The sequence below is a fragment of the Gordonia shandongensis DSM 45094 genome (assembly GCF_000423025.1).
GTDB classification, from domain to species: Bacteria; Actinomycetota; Actinomycetes; order Mycobacteriales; family Mycobacteriaceae; genus Gordonia; species Gordonia shandongensis.
This window is the reverse complement of sequence record NZ_AUHE01000008.1, coordinates 19,105-39,753: the sequence shown is the minus strand read 5'-3', so window position 1 is coordinate 39,753 and position 20,649 is coordinate 19,105. Positions and strand designations below refer to the sequence as shown.

Here is a 20,649-nt window from a genome sequence, read left to right as displayed (position 1 = left end):
GGACGCTATGACCGCGACGATGATCTTTCCGCCCGGACCGGGCAATCCCGGGCCCGGTCCTGCGTTGCGGGGGCCCGGCGAGTTGGCGGAGCCGTCGGTGACGATCACCGATGAGGAGTTGGTGATCCGACTCCCCCGGCCCGCCGGAGCGGCCGGCCGGGCAGCGGACCCCGCGGGCGGTGCGGACGTCGGGGCCGGTCAGGGTGCCGAGGGCGCCGGGGATGCTGGGCGTGATGATGCGGCGATGATGCTCTTCGCCGCCCGCGCCGACTCCTTCCACGGCCTGGTCTTGTGGCACCGGTATCGGGCCATCTACGACCTCGCGAGCGACCGGATCGCCGAGGCGAATGCTGCCGCCGACGCCAACACCACCGCCGATGCTGCCGGGGGCGGTGATGTGTTCACGCGGCTTTATGATCCGCTGTGTCAGATCGCCGCCTCCTACGCCGTGGCGGCCGGGGTGCGGCAATGCACCGCCGAACGCTTCGTCGATGAGGCCCTCGCCTGCTTCGACCGCATCCCGGCCATCGGCCGCCTCCTGCGCGACGGAGTCCTGACACCGTTCTGGTTCCGCCGCGCCATCGAACAAACCGCCCTCATCGAGGACCCCGACCTCTTGGCGTTCATCGATGCCGAGGCCGCTCACCGTCTCACGGTCATCGGTGGGCTCACCGCACGCCGGGTGGAGAACACCATCGCCCACATCGTGGCCGCACACGACCCCGATGCGGTCACCACCACCCGCGAGGACACCCGCGCCCAGAAGAAGGTCCTCGTCGCGCCGGTGACCGACACGGTCTCCGAACTGCTCATCACCACCTCCACCGAAGACGCAGCCCTGTGCAAGGACACCATCGATGCGGTCATCGCCGGCGTGTGCAGGCACGATCCGCGCACCAAAGGAGAACGACGTGCTGATGCGGCCGTCGCCCGCCTGACCGGCACCCCGTTCGCCTGCGCGTGCGAACGAGCCGATTGTTCCGCTGAGCTCTCCGATCACGATGTGGCGGCCCGGTGTGCGAGCATCGTCCTGCACGTCGTGGTCCGCCAAGAAACCCTCGACGGCACCGCCCACACACCGGCACTCCTGGACGGCTACGGACCCATCTCGGCGGCTCACGTCCGAGACCTGGCGAAACGCCCCGACGCGACGACTCGGGACCTGGACCTCAGTCGGCTCCTGGACCGGACGGCGCAGCGCGGTAATCCGTACCGACCGACCGCCGTCTTAGACACTGCGGTGCGGGGCCTGTTTGGGACGTGCTCGTGGGTCGGGTGTGATCGGCCTGCGTGGCGGTGCGATCTGGATCATGTCACCGAATACAACCACCGAGATCCGGGGTCGGGTGGGCCGACGTGTGCGTGCAACCTCAATCCCAAGTGCCGCTTCCACCACGGCCTGAAAACCCACACCCGCGGCTGGCTCGACGATCAGGTCATCGACGCCCACGGCACCGTGTGGACCGAGCTCACCACCCCGGAAGGCATCACCGTGCGGCGGCAGGCCGCCAACATCTGGCTGCTCCCCGAGCTTGGGCTCCTGCCCTGCGACCACAACACCCCGACAGTCGGCGAGCCCACCAACGCGACACGCCGAACAACCAGACACGCCGAGAATGCACCGAAACGCACACGGACCCGTCTCGAGGCCAAACACCGATACCGGATGCAACAACGCGCGATCAACCGCCGCCACCGCCAAGCAGAACAAGCACTCGCCGCACTCGACTCCACCGACGACGGCCTGCCGCCCTTCTGACGCCGAACACTGCGGCCAGCTCAGGACGACCGTCACCACTGGCGACCGTGACTGTCAGACCGTCGCCGTACGCTACAAACATCGAACATACGATCGAATCATTCAGGAGGGGCTATGTGCGAATTCGATCCCCGGTGCACCGGGCACGACGATCTGATCGACGATGCGGCCGCGCAGATCGCCGCAGGACGGTGGGCCGTGACCGCCGTCCTCGGCGATGCCGCGCATTCACCGGTCGCATATACGACGGGACTCACCGAACACGGCCTGCCCGAGCTGGTCGTCACCGGACTACCGACACGGCTCGCGGCGTGCGTCCTCAGCGAGGCCGCCGAGACGTCGGTGTCGAAGTACTGCCGCGGGACCCCGTACCGCTCTCCGCACGTGTCGGAGAGCCTGAACCGCCGCGTCCGGTTTCAGCTCGTCACCGCGATCGACACCGACGTCCTCCGGTTGACGCGCCTGTTCTACGGCGACCGGTTCCGCGCCGATCAAATGGTCTGGCCCGATCAAAACGGCCTCTATCCGTGGCAGTTCGGGTACTCGGTGCCGTCACACATCCAACCGCTGCTCGGAGTTCCCACCGAGGACGCCGCCTGACCGATCACAGCGACGAGAGGCGCATGTAAGACGACGCAAGGCCGACGACAGACGCCGGGTGCAGGGTCGTCGGCATGACAACAACACTCGCGGCGCACACAGCCGCAACGATTCCACGCACCGATCTCGCGATCGACGCCCGCGGCTTGGTGAAGCACTTCGGAGAGACGAAGGCCGTCAACGGCGTCGACTTGGCCGTTCCCGCCGGAACGGTCTACGGCGTCCTCGGCCCGAACGGCGCAGGCAAGACGACGACGGTCAGCATGCTCGCGACGCTTCTGCGTCCGGACGCCGGCACGGCCGAGATCTTCGGATACGACGTCGTCGACGACGACGTCGCCGTCCGATCCCTGATCGGCGTCACCGGTCAATACGCATCGGTCGACGAGGATCTGTCCGCAGTGCAGAACCTCGTCCTGTTCGGTCGGCTCCTCGGCAAATCCCGGTCCGCCGCCAAAACGCGGGCCGAAGAGCTGCTCGCCGACTTCGCCTTGGAGGAAGCGGCCACGCGGCCGCTGAGTGAGTTCTCCGGCGGCATGCGCCGGCGCCTCGACCTGGCGGCATCGCTCATCGACACCCCGCCCCTGCTGTTCCTCGACGAACCGACGACCGGCTTGGACCCGCGGACTCGATCGCAGATGTGGGAGACCATTCGCACGCTCGTGGCGCAGGGCTCCACCGTTCTGCTGACCACCCAGTACCTGGACGAAGCCGACCAGCTGGCCGACCGTATCGCCGTGATCGACCGCGGCCGGGTGATCGCCGACGGGACCTCCGACCAGCTCAAAGAGTCCATCGGGACGAGCACTCTGGTCCTCACACCGGTGACCAGGGCCGACGCACACGAGACGGCGCGGATCGCGGAGAACGTGCTCGGCGACGCCGCGGCGTTCAGCCCCGAAGCGGGTCGCGTCACCGTCGCCCTGCATCACCCCGACCGCGTCCCCGACGTCCTCATCGCGCTCCGCGACGCCGACATCGCCATCGAGGAGATCACCGTGTCGAAACCGACGCTCGACGAGGTGTTCCTGACCATCACCGGCCAGGACGACCCGAACGAACACCCGTCCGATCAGGAGGTCGACCGATGACCGACATCCTCGCCACCCCGGCCGCCCGCGCGGCCATCGGCATCGAGGGCGCCCGCACCCAGGCCCGCACGTCCATCGGGCTCGCAGACGCAGTCCGACAGTCCTTCTCGCTCGCTCACCGGGGCGTCGTCAAGATGCTGCGCAACCCCGAGCAGTTCTTCGACGTGATCCTGCAGCCGATCATCTTCACGCTGATGTTCACCTACATCTTCGGCGGCGCGATCAGCGGGGACACGGCGAGTTACCTACCGGTGATCGTGCCGGGAATCCTCGTGCAGACCGTCATCGTGACCTCCATCGTCACCGGCACCCAGCTGCGGGAAGACATGAACAAGGGCGTCTTCGACCGATTCCGGTCGCTGCCGATCGCGAGGATCAGCCCGCTGGCCGGTGCACTCCTGGCCGACGTCATCCGCTACCTGCTCGCCACCGGGATCACGTTCGCCGTCGGAATCGCGATGGGGTGGCGTCCCGACCCGCTCGGTGTCATCGGATCCGCCCTGTTGGTACTGGTGTGCAGTTTCGCGGTCAGTTGGATCTTCGCCCTCATGGGCTGCCTGGTGACGAAGGCCTCGGCGGTCCAGGGCGTCTCGATGATGATCATGTTCCCGTTGACGTTCATGTCGAACGCCTTCGTTCCCGTCGAGACGATGCCCGGCTGGCTCCAGGGTTTCGTGAACGCCAATCCGGTGAGCCATCTGGTCTCGGCCGTCCGTGAACTGTGCAACGACGGTCACGTGGGAATGCACGTGGTGTGGAGTCTCATCGGCGCCGCCGTCATCGTCGCGGTCTTCGCACCGCTGGCCGTCCGCGCCTACATCCGCACCGCCAGATAGCCGACTCAGCCGTACAGGATGTGCTCGCCGAGAATCCGCTGGGTCTCGGCGAGCGCACCCTTCCGGTGAAGGCGTCCGTACTCGGCGACCGCGGTCGCCCACGTCGCGTCGTCGGCACCGGACAGTTCGCGACGCCGCACGATCAGCTCGTGCATGGACGGGTAGTCGTGTCGGGCCCGCAGACGTTCGGCCAACACCACCAGCGCCACCCCGTCGGGATCGCCGGGTGTCCGCAGACATCGCGCCACCCCCGCCACCAGGGCCAGGTTCCCGGTCTGCGGGATGTCGATCCAGCCCGACGCGGACGTGGGGCGCGATCGGGTCATCGCGTCGATGAGGTCCTCGGCATCCGACGTCGCACGCAGGCACAGCAGTCCGGCGGCGACGGCGGCGAGGGTCATCACCGCGCCCGGATCCCGAGCCGCCATCGGGTGACCGTCCAGCAACGCCCGACCGGACTGCCGGTACACGGCCGCCAGATCCGAACCCCGTAAATCCGAGTCGTCCAGACCCGAGTCGTCCACATCCATGCCGTCACCCGGGTCGACCGGCCTGCTTCCCCGCCCCGTGGGCGCTGTCTGCGGTGTCGGCGCTGTCTGCGGTGTCGGCGCTGTTTGCGGTGTCGGCGCGGTCCTCAAGTATTCGGCGACCACCAGGATCATCACCGCGACCGTCTCGGGGTTTCCCTGCGGCACCGGGTCTCCGGGACGCCACCCGTGCCGGATCTCGTCGAGTTGAGTGCGTGCGGAAGCACGGTCGCCGAGTTGCAGGCGGTTGGCGACGATGTACCCGCCTACCTGCTGCAGATCGTCCGTCGCCCCGAGGTCGCGGAACCGCTCCAGACTCGCCTCGTAATACGGCAGCGCGGTCCGCCACCGCCCCTGTTGGCTGTACACGCTCGCCGTGGCCATGTCCGCGACCGCCGAGACGAACGAGTCCGGGCGGTAAGGCAGGTCGGCCAGTTCGGCGCTGTCGCGCGTGGCGCCGATCAGGTTGCCGAAGTTCTCCTTGATGTTGAGGCGGACTGCGAGTCCCAGGGCGCGGATCCGCGTCGGGCGTTGCACCGCCGTCGCCTCGACCACCAGGCGGTAGAACGCGAACATCCCGCGGCTGAGCAGCATTGCGCTGAGCAGTTCCACCGGATCGTCGTACACGGCGCCCGGGACCTGCAGCCTACGCAGCAGGAATCGTCCCCTCGCGATCGACCGCAACGTGCCCATCGGGACCATGTGCATCACAGCGATGACGACTGCGGCCTGCCATTCCCTGCGGGCCGCATCGTCGAGGTCGACGGGAGCAGGCAGGGCGTCGATGACCCGGACGCCCCAGGTGTGGACTTCCGGGTGCAGACCGCGGGTGGCCCAGTAGGCGCCGACCACCGGGAACACCGCGACAGTCGTGTCGACGTCGATCTCGCCGTCGTCACCCGGCGTCAAGGCACTGCGCAACGCCCAGATCACGGTGTCGATCTCGCGTTCGACATCCGTGAACAGCTCGCGGTCCGACGCAGCCTCGTACCGAGCGTGGAGACCGCGGGCGAAGTCGGTCGCCCATCGGCGCATGGCGACGATCGTCGACGCCTCGTCGCCGGCGGCCCGCAACCGCTGCTCGCCGTATTCGCGGACGGTCTCCAGCATGCGGAACCGACTCTGTCCGGAGACGTCGTGCACCGCGAGCAACGACTGGTCGGCCAATGCGGTGAGGGCGTCGTCGAGCCGGACCCCGGACAGGCCGCTCACCGCCGCGGCCGCCGCCCGGGAGAATCCGCCCGGAAACAGGCACAGCGCGGTCAGCAGGTCACGCGGCGCCTCATCGAGCAGGTCCCAGCTCCAGTCGATGACCGCGTGCAGGGTCCGATGCCGATCGGGGGCGGTGCGGTCGGCCGAGCGGAGGAGCTCGAAACGTTCGGCGAGGCGCATACTGATCTCCGGCACCGTCATCGTTCGCACCCGCGCCGCGGCGAGCTCGATGGCGAGCGGCAGGCCGTCGAGGTGCGCACACAGGTCGGCGACGGCGCCGCGATCCAGCTCGACGTCCGGGCGTACCGACCGGGCTCGCTGCTCGAAGAGTTCGACCGCCGCCGGACTCTTCCCGGCCACCGTCAGGACCGGGAGCTGGTAGACCTGTTCGGCCGGGATGAGCAGCGGCGATCGGCTGGTGACCAGCACACTCAGTCCGGAGCCGGCCGCGAGTGCAGAGCTCACGAAGTCCGCGCAGGCGTCGATGACCTGCTCGCAGTTGTCGAGGACGAGGAGTGCGGACGACCCGCGCAGCGCATCATTCAGCCGTTGTGCGAGTCCGGCGCTGACCTTTCGCGGGCCGGCGTTGCTCAGTTCCGATTCGCCGACGCCGAGGACTCCCGCGATCGTCGCGAGGAGGTCGTCGCCGTTGCGCACGGCCGCCAACGGGACGCAGTAGACGGTCCGTCCCCGGTCGGCGGTCCGGCGTCCCGACTCGACGGCGACGCGGGTCTTTCCGACGCCCCCGGGGCCCTGCACGGTGACGACACGGTGACGGGCCAGGAGGTCGCCGATCCGGTCGAGGTCAGCGGCCCGTCCGATGAGGTCGCCGTCGGGGGCGGGAAGGCCGACCGCCGGTGTGCGCGGCGGCGCGGTCCACGGCGCCGCGGGGGCGGCGTCGGTGAGGAGTCGGGCGTTCAGGGCCGTCGCCTCCGGCCCCGGATCGGTGCCGAGCCGATCGGCCAGGGTCTGCCGGAGACGTGAGTAGACGGCGAGCGCCTCGTTGCGTCGGCCGGCGTCGCCGAGCGCCGTCATCAGCAGGACGGCGGCCGATTCGTCGATCGTATCGCTGTGCAGTCGATCGCGCGCGATGCCGATGGCCGCGGCGAGATCACCGCGGGCGAGAGAGTCTCGGGCGACGGCGTCATCGACGGCGGACCGCAGCCGCGCGGCCCGGTCTGCGAGTTCGGCGGCGATCGCGCCGTCGCCGACGTCGTCACCGGGAGCTCCCCGCCACAGTCGGGCCGCTCCCGAAGCGTCTCCGGCGGCCAGTCGTTCGGCGGCGAGATCCAGGTCCGTGACCGTCCCGGTGAGCCGGTAGCGCCCGTCGACACCATCGATGCCCGCGGGTGTCAGCAGCGATCGGAGGCGGGAGATCTGCGTGTGCAACGCCGCCGCCGGTGACCGCGGTGGATCCTCCTGCCACACGTCATCGATCAGCCGGGCGGCCGAGACCGGTCGGCCGTCGGCGAGCGCCAGGGCCACCAGGAGCCGTTTGGCCCGAACACCGGGGACGTCGCGACCGTCGAGCGTGATCGGTCCGAGCACGCCGACGACGGCCCTCGGAGTTCCCATCCTGTGCTCGACCACTCACGCCAGCCTACCGACTCCGTACCTTCTCCAGGGCGTCGGCGCGCACGACGACCGCGTTGGCGATCAGGAGGTCCGCAGACACCATCCGCGGACAGTAGTCGGCCAGTCGCGCCCACATGGCGCGGCCGGCGTCGTCGAGCCCCCGTCCCTTCAGTCGGCCGTAGGCCTGCAGCCGTCCGACGGCGGCGAACGCCAACGACTGCATCGACAGGAGCATCCAGGGGTGGCTGATGGTGTCGACCCCGTCGAGGGCCTCGTTGCGCGCGGCGATGAGGTCGTACAGCTCCGGGGAGGCTCGCCGGACGTCGCGGAGCATCCCGTTCACATAGCGCGGGGCCTCGATGCTGACCGGATCGGTCATCCACTCCGCACGACGGTGGAACGCCTCGATGGTCGCGGCCGTCCGCATGTCCAGATCGAGCACCGGTCCCGGAACGATGCGGAATCGCGCGAAGAGGGAGTCGACGAGGTCGTGGCTCATGGCGTCGACGGCGAGGACGTTGCGGTCGAAGACGCCGGTGCGGGGGTCGCTCATCCGTCCCGTCGCGATGAGCCGCAGCAGGTCGTCGCCGCCGCGGGTCGCCAAGTAGGCCTGGACCTCGTCGCGGCCGGCCGCGGCGGGATCGACGATCGCGCCGGTGGCGAGCGTGCATCCGATGTACGGATTGGGGTGCGCCCCGCGGGTGCTGTCGTCGGGAACCCCGAACGGACTTTCGGCGAGACCGGATCGAATCACCAGTCCCGGGATCCGTGCCTGCGCGACGGGACTGTCTCCCAGCGCCAGCAGCGACGCCGTCGGGTCCGCGCCGAGGAGGTCGATCCCGTCCGCGTCAGCCGCATCGGGATCGGTGTGTGCCGCGTCGAGGGCGAGCCAGGCGGCGGTGAGCGGGTCGGCGGCCGTGGGGCCCTCGAGGCGTGGCGCTCCCCCGCGCACCACGACGGCCACGTCGGCCTCGCCTGTCTGCCCGTTTTCACCTGTCTGACCGTCGTCATACTCGATCAACGCGACGAGACTGCCGCCGGACAGCCGGCGGGACGCCTCCGCGACGTGCGCGGTGCCCAGACTGAACTCGGTGCCCGCCACCTCGTCGGGTTCCCACTCGCGGACGATGTCGCCCGCACCGTCGAGCAGGGCGAACGTCACGCCGACGGCCCACGGGACGCGAACGGTGAGACGCCCGGGTCCGGCGTCCGATTCGACGTCGACGGTCGCGGCGGCGATCCGCCACACCGCGGGCGCCCCCGGATGTTCGTGGCGGATCTCTGCGTGCGGCGGCCGGAGCATGAGTTCGAGCGGAGGCCCGTCGTCGTGCACCGAGGGCTGCAGGACGATCGCCCGGTCGGTCGTCGCCGCATCGAAGGCGACGGTGGTAGCGGTGTCGCAGACGCCAGGGGTCACGGTGTCGCAGACGCCAGGAGTCACGGTGTCGCAGACGATCCCTTCGGGGACGGCGATGTCCACCGCCGCGGGGGTGAGACCGTCGGCGTCCGGGAGCCGAAGGCTCGGCGTGTGCACGAACCGAGCGTCTTCGGCGAGAACCACCTCGGCGCGCAGGTCGAGTCCGGGGGCGTCGCCGACCACGATCTCGAAGCGACCGACGAGCGGACCCTCGATGCCGTCGAAGGGGTCGGCCGAGGTCACATAGTCCGCGGAAGCCCACGGGCAGTCGATCAGCCAGTCGTCGCGGCCGGCCCGCCGCACGCGGACCCGCCACAGTGACGGCTCGGAACCGTCGGTCGACTCGGAACCGTCAGGAGGATCGGCGGGCAGATCGACCAACGGACGCTCGGCGTACACCGGTTCGCCGTCGCGGGTCGTGACACCGACGATCGGCTCGGGCAGTTCGATGCTCGGCGATGCGACCGGCGCGACGGCGCGGGTCCGCCCACGCCGCCCGTCGCGCACCACCACCATCTCGCGGTGCCCGGCCGGGTCGACGGTCCGCAACTCCCAGCCGTCCCAGCCGGCGACCTCGACGTGCTCGGCGACGAGCGGACCGGACTCCGTGTGAACCTCCGCGTCGCCGGGGACCAGGAGGGTCACCGGGCGGGCGGGGGTCGGCGCGAACCGCGACACGGGCAGGCCGGCGCCGTCGAACACGATGAGCGGATCGAGGTGATCCATCACCGACACCGAGCGTCGGACGCCGGAGGCCTGGTCGATCAGGATGCAGTCGCCGATCGCCGCCTCGACGGGGACGGCCCGTCCGATCCCGGCGTCCACCGCGATCTCCTCGGGGGCCGCGCCCGCCCACACGCGCCAGACCGTCGGGGTCGACGCCCCCGGGATCATCACCCGCACCTCGCCCGTCGCGGCGTCGAGCCGCAACTGCGGGGCCGGTGACGCGCACAGCTCGCGGGCGAGGTCGGCGCCGTCGAGGAACGGTGATCGACGCAGCCGGTCGGCGACAGCGTCGCGGATCGGCCCGGGCAGATCGGCGGTGTCCGCGACGCCGGCTCCGGTCGCGACGCCCGGCCGGACGGTGGCGGTCAGTGCGTCGAAGATCCGGCAGACCAGCGACCGAGCGACGGGGGTCGCGTACTCGAGCAGGCGGCGCAGATCGGCGGGCAGCCGCGACCGCCGATGGTCGAAGCCGGGTGCGGTGTGCCAGTTCAGCAGCTCGTCGCCGGCGGGGTGGCGCCCGGCGGCGAGGTGCTGTTCGACGAGGTCGATCACGTCGCAGACGGCGTCCACGGACAGCCCCGCGTGCAGGCGCAGCAGCGGGACGATGCTCGATCGGCGCAGTGCCGGCACATCGCGCAGGCCGCAGGCGAGCAGAACGTCGCCGAGCAGTTGCCCCGCCACGTCCTCGAAGGCGCGGTCGGGTTCGCGGTCGATCGCCCGCCAGAACGTCTCCCAATAGTCGGCGGCCGCCGAGCCGCCGCGGTGGAGCGCCGCGTGACCGGTCAATCCGACGATCGTCGTGGCGGGGAAACGGGTCAGCAGCGCGATGTGGGCGCCCGCCGGCACCTCGTCCATGAGGTGTCCGAGCGTGTCGCGCGCCGCCCGGTAGCGGTCGGTGCCGTCGATCGCCTCTACCAGGAGGCCGGCGGTGGTGCTCTGCAGGTCGTGTCGAAGATGATCCTCGAACTCAGTCGTTCGATCGGTCACCGAGGCGGTCATTCGGGCTGTCTCACCACACCTATTCCAGTCGGGTCCGCAGCCTGCGTGTCAGGGCGGAAGGCGGGTGCCGCCGACCCAAGCGGCATCCGGGGACGAGGGAACGGTACCCGGTGCCCGACGGTTTCCCGACACCGGCGCGGACGGGGTGTGGTGATGTTCACGCGCGGCCGGTCGAATCGCCTCGGCCGCTAGAACATGACTCCCGGATTGAGGAGTCCGGTCGGGTCGAGAGCGGACTTCACCGTGCCCATAAGGTCCATGGCGTCGTCGCCGATCTGGTCGCGCAGCCAGCCCTTCTTGAGCCGGCCCACGCCGTGCTCGCCGGTGATGGTTCCGTCGAGGGAGATCGCCAGGTCCATGATCTGACCGAAGGCCCGCCCCGCGCGTGCCGTCTCATCGGGGTCGGCCGGGTCGTGGACGATCAGCGGGTGGGTGTTTCCGTCGCCGGCGTGCGCGATCACGGAGATCGTGACCCGGTTGTCGGCAGCGATCGCCGCGACGCCGTCGATGAGGTCGGGCAGGGCGGGCAGCGGGACTCCGACGTCCTCGAGCAGCAGGGCGCCGAGCCGTTCGACGGCGGGGATCGCGGCCCGGCGGGCGGCGGTGAACCCCTCGGACTCCTGCGGGTCGGACGTCGCGAACACCTCGGTGGCACCGCAAGCGGTGAACGCCTCCTCGATGAGGGCGGTCTCGGCGACACCGGCTGGACCGGGCGCGTCCGACTGCGCGACGAGCAGTGCGCCGGCGTCTCGGTCGAGGTCCATCGACAGCATGTCCTCGACGGCGTTGATCGCCACCGAGTCCATGAACTCCAGCATCGCGGGACGGATCTGCGCCGTCACCGCGAGGACGGCTTCGCCGGCGGCGCGGACCGAGGGGAACGAGCCGACGACGGTGCACGGCGGGGTCTGTGCCGGGAGCAGCCGCAGTGTCACCTCGGTGACGATGCCGAGGACGCCCTCGCTGCCGACGAACAGTTTGGTGAGCGCCAGTCCGGCGGAGTCCTTGAGCTGTCTGCCGCCGAGCCGGACGGCGCGCCCGTCGGCGAGGACGACCTGCATGCCGAGGACGTAGTCGGCGGTGACTCCGTATTTGACGCAGCACAGTCCGCCGGCGTTGGTCGCGACGTTGCCGCCGATGCTGCAGATCTCGAACGACGACGGGTCGGGCGGGTACCAGAGCCCCCGGTCGGCGGCGGCCTGTTTCACTTCGGCGTTGAGCATCCCGGGCTGGCTGACGGCCGTGCGGGTGGCGACATCGACGGTGAGTTGCCGCATCCGTTCGGTGGAGATCATGAGCGCGCCGTCGACGGCGGTGGAACCGCCCGACAGGCTGGTGCCCGCGCCGCGGGTGACGACGGGGATTCCGGCCCGGGCGCTCCAGCGGACGGCGACCTGCACGTGTTCGGTGGTGAGCGGCCGGATCAGGGCGAGGGGTGTGCCCGCGTCGGGGTCGTTGGCGCGGTCGTATCGGTAGGCGCCCAGAATGTCGGGGTCGGTCACCACCATGCCGGCGGGGAGTGCGTCGAGCAGCAGCGTCAGGTCGGGTGCGGTCATGGGTCAACGATAGGCGGCGGCCGGCGCCGGACGGGGCCGGCGACGGAGGGAGGCTCTTGACCCGGTGCGGGACTGGCTCTAGGTTCGACAACAGATCTTTCTGTGACTCGTGGTACCGAGAAAACTTGGGTGGGAGCCTCCATGGACACGTTCGACCGTGACGGACTGACCTTCGACGTCGTCGACTCCGGTCGCCCCGAGCGCGGGACGGCGGTCCTCCTGCACGGCTTTCCGCAGACCTCCCAGAGTTGGACGGCGGTGTCGTCGATCCTGACCGCGGCCGGGTTGCGGACGATCGCCCCGGACCAGCGCGGGTACTCCCCGGGCGCCCGGCCGCGCGGCCGGTACGCCTACCGGGCCGCCGAACTGGTCTCCGACATCGAGTCGCTCATCATCCAGGGCGACGACGGACCGGTGCACCTCGTGGGACACGACTGGGGAGCCCTGGTCGCCTGGCGCCTGGCGGCGGTGCGGCCCGATCTGGTGCGTTCGCTGGTCACGGTCTCGGTTCCGCATCCCGCCGCGTTCGTCTCGTCGCTGCTGTCGAGCGATCAGTTGCGCCGCAGCTGGTACATGGGCGCGTTCCAGATCCCGCTGCTTCCGGAGACGATCGTGACCCGCTATCCCGGCGCCTTCGACGCGATGCTCGCGGCGACGGGGATGGATGAGGCGATGATCGCCGACACCCGCGTCCGGATCGTCGAGTCCGGCGCGCTCACCGGCGGCATGAACTGGTATCGGGCGATGCCGTTCAGCGCCCCGGGCGATCTGCGGGCCCGGGTGAGTGTTCCGACGACCCACGTCTGGAGTCCGGGCGACACCGCTTTGGCCCGACGCGGGGCGGACCTGACGAGCCGGTACGTCGACGCCGATTACGAGCTGCGCGTTCTCGAGGACGCCACCCATTGGATTCCCGATCAGAATCCCGCCGAGCTGGCGGAGATCATCCTGGAGCGTGCCGGCTTGACGGTCTGATCACCGGGACCCGGCAGCCCCACCCGTCACACCTGCATCACCGCGGGGTGGCGCGTTCAAACCCCAGGTCACCCCTGTGATTCACTCACAGTGTCCGGCACCGCCCGGGCACGTGGGGGGAGGATCGTCGGCCTCCGCGAAGCATCCTGTCGATCCGACGACACCTGGGGAGAACGCATGAAGAGAATCCGCACCGCGGTGCTCGCGCTGAGCGCGGCCGCCCTCGCGATGGCACCGGCCGTCGCATCGGCCCCCGCCGAGGCGGCACCGAAGGCCGCCGTCGGCGGCGGCTCGGGAATCATCGTCAACGGCAAGTCGGCGTGCACCATGACCGCCGTGGGCCGCGACCGCGCCGGCCGCCTCGTCGGGCTCACCGCCGCACACTGCGGCAAGCTCGGCTCGCGCGTCGGACTCGAACGCAATCGCCGCGCCGGCCAGGTCGGCCGGATCGTGACCGCCAATCCCAAGCTCGACTACGCCGTCGTCCTCCTCGACGGCAGCCGTGTCCGCCCGGTCCGGACGGTCGGCAAGGCCCGCATCACCCGCGTCGGCACCTACCCCAAGCCGTTTTCGAACGTCTGCAAATCGGGCCGCACCACCGGCTTCAGCTGCGGTCCCACCCTGACGACCGGCGGCCGGTTCGTCTACAACTACGTGTGCTCGGCGCCGGGCGACTCGGGCGGCCCGATCATGGTCGGCAGCCGCCTCGTCGGCATGCTCAACGGCATCCGCCGCATCGCCGGCCCCAACACGCCGCCGGTGTTCTGCGTCGATCCGGCGTTCCCGGTCTACACGCCGATGGCGGCCACGCCCATCAGGGACGTCCTGCGCAACCTCAACGGGGTCCCCGCGATCGGTGCGGGCTTCCGCGTCATCTGACGACAGACGCGATTCGGGCGATCCGTGCGACACGCCGACACGTGCCGCATGGATCGCCCGAATCGTCTTGACCTGCGGAGAAGACGGGATCCTCAAGTCCCATGAGTCTCTCGTGCCACAGGTGACTCAGCAGTTCTTCGATGATTGAAGGCGACCCCCGCCTCTGCTTGACTCCTCACGGTATTTCTCCCCTCGCGGGAGCCGACATCCATTCTGGGGGTTTCACGCATGCGATCGATCCGACGAGCCGCGCTCGCACTGGGTGCCACGGCACTCATGCTGACCACGGCGGGACCGGCCGTCGCCGACGCGGCGCCGAAAGCCGCCGTGGGCGGCGGCACCGGCATCCTCCTCGACGGCCGCGCAGGCTGCACGATGACCGCGGTCGGACGCGACCGCGCCGGCCGTCTCGTCGGACTCACCGCCGGGCACTGCGGCGGCATCGGATCCCGCGTCGCCCTCCAGCGCAACCCGCGTTTCGGCACCATCGGCCGCGTCGTCACGCGCAGCGCGAACTACGACGTCGACGTCATCTCCCTGGACGCCTCCCGCGTCCGCGGCGTCCGATCGGTCGGCAAGGCCCGCATCGCGCGCATCGGCACCTATCCGCAGCCGTTCTCGACCGTCTGCAAATCGGGTCGCACCACCGGCTTCACCTGCGGTCCGACACTCACCCTCAAGGGTCGGTACGCATACAACTACGTGTGCTCGGCACCGGGCGACTCCGGCGGCCCGATCCTCGTCGGCAACCGCGTGGTCGGGATGCTCAACGGCGGCATGCGGCTCGCCGGCCCCGGCACGTCGATCGCGTGCGTCGACCCGGCGCTCCCGCTGCACACCCCGATGATCGCCACCAAGATGAGCGACATCCTTCGCGTCCTGAACCGCACCTCCGCCGTCGGTGCGGGATTCCGTCCGGTGTGAGACCGATACCCTGACCCGGTGCAGTACGACGAGATCGCGGCGGTCCGCAGAGCGAACGCGGCATGGCGGTTGCTGCGTGCCGACAGCGCGCCGCTGGTGCTGTCGTTCCTCGGTCGGGTGTTCGTCGACGACAACGTCCGTGAGATCTCCGAGTCGGCGCTGGTGAGCCTGCTCGACGAGGAGCTCCACCGGCTCAATGAACGGCTCGGCCCCGACGCCGACTCGGGTGCGCCCGCCTATCCGCGGACGCCGAAGGCCTACCTCGACGAGTGGGCGGCCCCGACCACTGGCTGGCTGCGCAAGTACTACGTGATCTCCAGCGACGAACCGCACTACGACGCGACACCCGCGGTCGAACGCGCAGTCGCCTGGGTGCGCTCGCTGGGCGAACGCGGGTTCGTCGGCACCGAGTCGCGGTTGAACACCGTCTTCGACCTGCTCCGCCAGATCGTCTACGGCGGGGCCACCGATCCCGAGGTCCGGCTCACCGAACTGCGTCGGCGCCGCGCCGAACTCGACGCCGAGATCGACGCCGTCGAACGCGGCGACTTCCGCGTCCTGGACGCACCGGCCCGCCGCGACCGCTATCAGCAGTTCGCCGACGTCTCCCGCGCACTGCTGGGCGACTTCCGCGAAGTGGAGGCGAACTTCCGTGCACTCGACCGGAGCATGCGCGAGCGGATCGCGACGTGGCGCGGCACCAAAGGCGAACTGCTCGACGAGATCGTCGGCAGCCGCAGCATGATCGCCGAATCCGACCAGGGGCGCAGCTTCCAGGCGTTCTACGATCTGTTGCTGTCGACCGACCGCCTCGACGAACTCGACGAGCTGATCCGGTCGGCGCAGACCCTCGACGAGGTCGCCGACGTCGACGAGCGGCTCACCAACATCCACCACGACTGGCTCGACGCGGGCACCCGCACACAGACGACGGTGCGGCGGCTCTCCGAACAGCTCCGTCGCTTCCTCGACGATCAGGCGTGGCTGGAGAACCGCCGCGTGATGGATCTCCTCCGCAGCATCGAGACGTCCGCCTACGCGCTGCGCGATCACCGCGTCGACGCGTTCGTCCACGAGGTCGACTCCCCCGCCCCGAGCGTCCACCTGCCGCTCGAGCGCCCCCTGTACCGGCGGCCGTCGACCGTCGAGGTCAGCAGCGAGGGCATCACCGAGGGCGCGGCGGACGGCGCATCGACCGCGCTGTTCGAGCAGGTCCACATCGACCCCGCGCCGCTGGCCGACGCGGTGCGCGCGGCACTGCGCCGACGCGATCAGGTGACGCTCGCCGATGTGGTGGCCGCCGAACCGCTGCGGCAGGGCCTCGCCGAACTCGTCACCTACCTGTCGTTGGCCGACGACGGTTTCGGCAAGGTCTTCGACGAGTCGAGCGATGAGCGGATCACCTGGCGTGACGACGGTGTCGAGCGCACGGCCGTCGTCCCGCGCGTCATCTACACCCGCGGTGCGTCCGCACCGCCGGACCCGATCCCCGTCGAACAGGAGCAGCCGTGAGCCGCACCGTGCCCCGCGACGAGCTCAACCTGGCGCTCGCCGTCACCTCGCTGATGAAGGGCGTCGTCTACCGGGACACCGCCGAGACCGCATGGCAGCACGTCCTCGGGCTGGCCTCGCAGGTCGGCGATCACGTGGCCGTCCTCGGTCTCACCGTCGTCGTCGACGAGGCCGAGGGGTACGCATTCCTTCGCTCTAAGAGCGACGACGAGCTGGCCGAGCTCGGGATCCCGCGGTTGGTCGCACGCCACCAGTTGCCGCTGCACACGTCGCTGCTGCTCGCCCTCCTGCGCAAGAAGCTGGCCGAACACGACACCACCGACGCCGGTAACCGGCTCATCCTCACCGGCGACCAGTTGCGCGATCTGGTGAGCCCGTTCTTCCCCGCCACCACCAACGAGGCGCGGGCCGTCGACCAGGCGGACGCCACGGTCCGGCGGGTCACCGACCTCGGCTTCCTGCGCCGCATGCCCGGACAGGACGGCGAATACGAGGTCCGCCGCGTCCTGCGGGCGTTCGTCGACGCCCAGTGGCTCGCCGACCTCGACGCCCGTCTGGCCGAGTACACCGAGATCCTCGCCGAGGAGCGCCGATGACCGGACTGTTCGCCCCCACCGAGTTGGAGAGCGAGGCCTCGGCCCGTTCCGGGTTCCGCCTGCAGCGTTTCCAGGTGCTCAACTGGGGCACCTTCGACCAGCGGGTCTGGACACTGCGCCTCGACGGGCGCAACGGCCTGCTGACCGGCGACATCGGGTCGGGCAAGTCGACACTCGTCGACGCCCTGACCACCCTCCTGCTCCCCGCGCATCGGGTGGCCTACAACAGGGCCGCGGGCGGTGATGCGCGCGAACGCGATCTGCGGTCGTACGTGCTCGGCTACTACAAGTCCGAGCGCAACGAGGTGACCGGAGCCTCGCGTCCGGTGGCACTGCGCGGGATGAGCAACTACTCGGTGATCCTCGGGGTGTTCGCCAACGAGGGCTACGACGAGACCGTGACGCTGGCGCAGGTGTTCTCGATGCGCCACGACAGCGGGCAGCCCGAGCGGTTCTACACCGTCACCGACGGGGCCCTCGACATCGCGACGGACTTCGCCGACTTCGGCTCGGATCTGCGGGCCCTGCGCACCCGGTTGAAGGACGGCGGCACCCGGATCCACGAACACTTCCCGGAGTACGGCCGCGACTACCGACGTTCGCTGGCCATCCGTTCCGAGCAGGCGATGGAGTTGTTCCACCAGACGGTGTCGATGAAGGCCGTCGGCAACCTCAACGACTTCGTCCGCGATCACATGCTCGAGCCGTTCGACTCCAGCGGCTGGGTCGACACGATGGTCGGGCACTTCGAGGATCTGACGGCGGCCCACGACGCGGTGGTGCTGGCTCGCCGACAGCTCGAGGAGTTGGGGCCGCTGCTGGCCGACCACGACCGGTATCGCTCGCATGTCGCGATGGCCGCCGACTTCCGTGGCAGGCGCGGCGCGTTGCGACACTATTTCGCCCGCCGGCGCTTCGATCTCCTCTCGGTGACCCTCGACGGTCAGAATCACGAGTTGGCGACGGCCCGGCGCGCGTTGGAGTCCGTCGACCGCGAGTTGGCCGACCTGCGGCTGGCGGTCCGCGAACTGGAGTTGCGGCAGGCCGGTCTCGGCGGCACCGACATCGCGAGCCTGGAACACCAGATCGCCGATGCGGGCCGTCGGCGCGATGAGCTGCGTTCCGCCCACGATCGGTATTCGCAGCTGCTGGTGCGGGCGGGGCTCGCCGCGGTGGCCGACCGCGCGCAGTTCGACGCCCGGCGCACCGAAGCGCTCGGCGCCGTCGACGTCGTCGAGGCCGATGCCGAACAGATCGACGCCGCGATCACCGACGCCCGGTATCGGCGCCGCGAACTCGACGCCGACGCCGCCCGGGTGGCCGGGGAGATCGCCAGTCTGCGCGACCGGACGAGCAACATTCCGGGGCGCAATCTGCGGATCCGGGAGGCGATCTGTGCGGGGACCGACATCTCTTGCGATGAGCTCCCGTTCGTCGGTGAGTTGATCGGCGTCCGCGGCGACGAGAGCCGTTGGGAGCCTGCGGCCGAACGCGTTCTGCGCGGCTTCGGGCTGTCGCTGCTGGTTCCCGCCGCCCTGTACGACACGGTCTCGGCGTGGATCGACGCGAACCACCTCGGTGGCCGCGTGGTGTACTTCCGGGTGCCCGAACGGATCTCGGCGGCCGGCGGCCGGGCCCTCGAGCCGACGGCGTTGGCCCACAAGCTCGACGTCAAGGAGGGGCCGTTCGCCGCGTGGCTGCAGCATCGTCTGGCCGACCGCGCCCGCCACGTGTGCGCCGAGACGATGGACGAGTTCCGGGCCGCCGAGTACGCGGTCACGGTGAACGGCCAGGTCCGGTCGGGCGGCGGCCGCCATGAGAAGGACGATTCGCGGCGCGTCGACGACCGCCGCGATTTCGTCCTCGGGTGGAGCAACGAGCAGAAGATCACCGCGCTGTTCGCCGCCGGGCAGCGGGTGCAGGACGAGCTCACCCGCGTCGACGGCGAGATCGACGGTCTCACCGAGCGGCGCCGCGACCTCGTCGACCGGCGGGCGGCGCTCACCGGGCTCGACGCCTACCCCGGTTTCGAGGCGATCGACTGGGAGGCCGCGGCGGCCCGCGTCGCCGAGCTCGGCGCCCGCAAGGCCGAGCTGGAGCAGTCGTCGTCCGAGCTCGCCGAGATCACCGAGGCGCTCAACGCGACGCGCGAGGAGCTCGCCGTCGCCGAGACCACCCGGGACGGGTTGCGCGACAAGGTGTCCCGATTGGAGGTCACGCGAGCACAGAGTGAGAAGATCCGCGAGTCGGCGCGCGCGGTCCTCGACGAGGACGGTGTGGCCGAGTCCGAGGAGCACTTCGCGGCGATCGACGCATCGGTCGACGACTACCGTTCGTCGGTGGGCGGCGGGGCATCCGAGCCCCTGACCGTCGACGAGTACGCCGAGGTGGAGAGCGCGTTGGCCGAGCGGCTCACGGACGCCGCCGATCAGCACGCGTCGCGGGCCGGCACGTTCGAGACCCGCGTGGTGAACCGCATGTCGGAGTTCACCCGGAACCATCCGGTGCTGACCACCGAGGTCGACGCCGACATCGCGTCCGCCGACGAGTACCGCGACCTGCACCGGCGACTCTCCGAGGACGATCTGCCGCGGTTCGAGGAGGAGTTCAAGAACTATCTGAACACCAATGCGATCCGCGACATCGCGATCTTCACGGCCAAGCTCAACAAGGAGGTCCACCTCATCGGCTCGAAGGTCGACACGATCAACGAGTCGCTGGCCGGCATCGAGTACAACCCGGGTCGGTACATCCGCCTCGAGGTGACGCCCACGCACGCCCACGACATCCAGGAGTTCCGCGCCGATCTGCGCGCCTGCAGCGTCGACGCCCCCGACGGGGACTCCCGCGATGCGGACGATCGGTACGCCGAGGAGCGGTTCCTTCGGGTCAAGGCGCTCGTCGAGCGCTTCCGCGGCCGCGAGGGGTACACGGAGATCGACCGGCGGTGGACCGAGCAGGTCACGGACGTGCGGAACTGGGTCACGTTCGCCGCGTCGGAACGGTACGTCGACGGCGACGCCGAGTACGAGAACTACACCGACTCCGACGGGAAGTCGGGCGGTCAGAAGGAGAAGCTCGCCTACACGATCCTCGCCGCGTCGCTGGCCTACCAGTTCGACCTGAAGTGGGGTGCCACGATGTCGCGCGACTTCCGTTTCGTGGTGATCGACGAGGCCTTCGGGCGGGGATCGGATGATTCGGCCCGGTATGCGTTGCGTCTCTTCGCGCGGCTCGGACTGCAGTTGCTGATCGTGACGCCGCTGACGAAGATCTACACGATCGAGCCGTTCGTCTCGGCGGTCGGGTATGTCGAGAACCGCGGCGGCAGCTATTCGCAGCTGCAGTGTCTCTCGATCGACGAGTACCGCGAGCAGCGGTCCTCGCACGAGGCGCCGTCGTCGACTTGACACCTGTCGCGCAGATCACGATCATTGCCCAAGGCTCACCTCACTGAGGTTCGCC

General features: G+C 69.9%; 13 protein-coding genes. 10 read left to right on the top strand and 3 right to left on the bottom strand.

Annotated features, from left to right (window positions below):
- Positions 1 to 7 precede the first annotated feature (7 nt).
- From G528_RS16945 to G528_RS0108575, 4 genes are all read left to right on the top strand, one after another.
- A complete protein-coding gene (locus G528_RS16945; RefSeq protein WP_245569725.1) occupies positions 8 to 1,759 on the top strand; it encodes a DUF222 domain-containing protein in 1,752 nt (583 codons plus the stop codon).
- A 114-nt stretch (positions 1,760 to 1,873) separates the two neighbouring features.
- Complete coding sequence (locus tag G528_RS0108585) at positions 1,874 to 2,359, top strand: DUF4262 domain-containing protein (RefSeq protein ID WP_035719474.1); 486 nt, start codon at positions 1,874 to 1,876, stop codon at positions 2,357 to 2,359.
- Between the two features lie 74 nt (positions 2,360 to 2,433).
- Entirely contained in the window at positions 2,434 to 3,450 is a 1,017-nt protein-coding gene (locus tag G528_RS16940) for a daunorubicin resistance protein DrrA family ABC transporter ATP-binding protein (RefSeq protein WP_035719471.1), read from the top strand.
- Positions 3,447 to 4,286 (top strand): ABC transporter permease, encoded by an 840-nt coding sequence (locus G528_RS0108575; protein WP_026918611.1) that lies wholly within the window; start codon positions 3,447 to 3,449, stop codon positions 4,284 to 4,286. The genes G528_RS16940 and G528_RS0108575 overlap by 4 nt, the downstream gene beginning before the upstream one ends.
- 5 nt (positions 4,287 to 4,291) lie before the next feature.
- On the opposite strand, the gene G528_RS0108570 is transcribed toward G528_RS0108575, so the two are convergent.
- From G528_RS0108570 to G528_RS0108560, 3 genes are all read right to left on the bottom strand, one after another.
- Entirely contained in the window at positions 4,292 to 7,600 is a 3,309-nt protein-coding gene (locus tag G528_RS0108570) for an ATP-binding protein (RefSeq protein ID WP_026918610.1), read from the bottom strand.
- Between the two features lie 25 nt (positions 7,601 to 7,625).
- A complete protein-coding gene (locus G528_RS0108565; RefSeq protein WP_245569724.1) occupies positions 7,626 to 10,730 on the bottom strand; it encodes a hypothetical protein in 3,105 nt (1,034 codons plus the stop codon).
- 200 nt (positions 10,731 to 10,930) lie between these two features.
- The gene (locus G528_RS0108560; RefSeq protein ID WP_026918608.1) at positions 10,931 to 12,298 is read right to left on the bottom strand and encodes an FAD-binding oxidoreductase; all 1,368 of its coding nucleotides are present in this window, start codon (positions 12,296 to 12,298) and stop codon (positions 10,931 to 10,933) included.
- Between the two features lie 141 nt (positions 12,299 to 12,439).
- On the opposite strand from G528_RS0108560, the gene G528_RS0108555 reads away from it, so the two are divergent.
- The 6 genes from G528_RS0108555 to G528_RS0108530 all read left to right on the top strand — a co-directional run bounded on the left by G528_RS0108555 (position 12,440) and on the right by G528_RS0108530 (position 20,594).
- Positions 12,440 to 13,273, top strand: coding sequence for an alpha/beta fold hydrolase (locus tag G528_RS0108555; RefSeq protein WP_026918607.1), 834 nt, complete (start codon positions 12,440 to 12,442; stop codon positions 13,271 to 13,273).
- 177 nt (positions 13,274 to 13,450) lie between these two features.
- A complete protein-coding gene (locus G528_RS0108550; RefSeq protein WP_026918606.1) occupies positions 13,451 to 14,152 on the top strand; it encodes a S1 family peptidase in 702 nt (233 codons plus the stop codon).
- Between the two features lie 228 nt (positions 14,153 to 14,380).
- Entirely contained in the window at positions 14,381 to 15,076 is a 696-nt protein-coding gene (locus tag G528_RS0108545; RefSeq protein ID WP_026918605.1) for a chymotrypsin family serine protease, read from the top strand.
- A gap of 18 nt (positions 15,077 to 15,094) precedes the next feature.
- A complete protein-coding gene (locus G528_RS0108540) occupies positions 15,095 to 16,588 on the top strand; it encodes a DUF3375 domain-containing protein (protein ID WP_026918604.1) in 1,494 nt (497 codons plus the stop codon).
- Entirely contained in the window at positions 16,585 to 17,184 is a 600-nt protein-coding gene (locus G528_RS0108535) for a DUF4194 domain-containing protein (RefSeq protein ID WP_026918603.1), read from the top strand. The genes G528_RS0108540 and G528_RS0108535 overlap by 4 nt, the downstream gene beginning before the upstream one ends.
- Positions 17,181 to 20,594 (top strand): ATP-binding protein, encoded by a 3,414-nt coding sequence (locus G528_RS0108530; RefSeq protein WP_026918602.1) that lies wholly within the window; start codon positions 17,181 to 17,183, stop codon positions 20,592 to 20,594. The genes G528_RS0108535 and G528_RS0108530 overlap by 4 nt, the downstream gene beginning before the upstream one ends.
- Positions 20,595 to 20,649: the final 55 nt, after the last annotated feature.

What these genes read in the sequence shown, in the direction of transcription:
- G528_RS16945 (WP_245569725.1), top strand. Translation starts at nt 8, where the DNA reads ATGACCGCGACGATGATCTTTCCGCCCGGACCGGGCAATCCCGGGCCC.
- G528_RS0108585 (WP_035719474.1), top strand. Translation starts at nt 1,874, where the DNA reads ATGTGCGAATTCGATCCCCGGTGCACCGGGCACGACGATCTGATCGAC.
- G528_RS16940 (WP_035719471.1), top strand. Translation starts at nt 2,434, where the DNA reads ATGACAACAACACTCGCGGCGCACACAGCCGCAACGATTCCACGCACC.
- G528_RS0108575 (WP_026918611.1), top strand. Translation starts at nt 3,447, where the DNA reads ATGACCGACATCCTCGCCACCCCGGCCGCCCGCGCGGCCATCGGCATC.
- G528_RS0108570 (WP_026918610.1), bottom strand. Translation starts at nt 7,600, where the DNA reads ATGGGAACTCCGAGGGCCGTCGTCGGCGTGCTCGGACCGATCACGCTC.
- G528_RS0108560 (WP_026918608.1), bottom strand. Translation starts at nt 12,298, where the DNA reads ATGACCGCACCCGACCTGACGCTGCTGCTCGACGCACTCCCCGCCGGC.
- G528_RS0108555 (WP_026918607.1), top strand. Translation starts at nt 12,440, where the DNA reads ATGGACACGTTCGACCGTGACGGACTGACCTTCGACGTCGTCGACTCC.
- G528_RS0108550 (WP_026918606.1), top strand. Translation starts at nt 13,451, where the DNA reads ATGAAGAGAATCCGCACCGCGGTGCTCGCGCTGAGCGCGGCCGCCCTC.
- G528_RS0108545 (WP_026918605.1), top strand. Translation starts at nt 14,381, where the DNA reads ATGCGATCGATCCGACGAGCCGCGCTCGCACTGGGTGCCACGGCACTC.
- G528_RS0108530 (WP_026918602.1), top strand. Translation starts at nt 17,181, where the DNA reads ATGACCGGACTGTTCGCCCCCACCGAGTTGGAGAGCGAGGCCTCGGCC.